Source organism: Gilvimarinus sp. 1_MG-2023, assembly GCF_030548285.1.
Genome location: NZ_JAUOSC010000764.1, coordinates 1 through 293, shown reverse-complemented (window position 1 = coordinate 293; position 293 = coordinate 1). Strand labels below are relative to the sequence as shown.

The 293-nt window shown below is 60.8% G+C and carries 1 pseudogene; it reads left to right on the top strand.

Annotation, left to right across the window (positions count from 1 at the left end):
- Window positions 1–293, top strand: a pseudogene (locus Q4563_RS18950) (ABC transporter permease); the annotation flags it as partial.

The following is a 293-nucleotide window of genomic DNA, read 5'->3' as shown; positions in this document are numbered from 1 at the left end:
CCAGTGGCCGCTCAGCGACAAGGAAAAATTTGAAACCCTGGAAGATGGCAATCAGCGTATGGCCCGTTCGCTGGCAAAAGCCCGCCAGTATCTGGCGTTGGCCTCTCTGTTGGCGGTGGTGCTGGCCAGCATTGCGGTAGCGATTTCAGCGCAGCGTTACGCCCTCCGGCATTTTGATATCAGCGCCCTGATGCGTACCTTTGGTTTGCACCGGGCTGATGTGCTGCGGCTCTACCTTTGGCAACTGGTGACACTGGGCGTTGCGGCGGCAGCGGCCGGGGCGTTACTGGCGC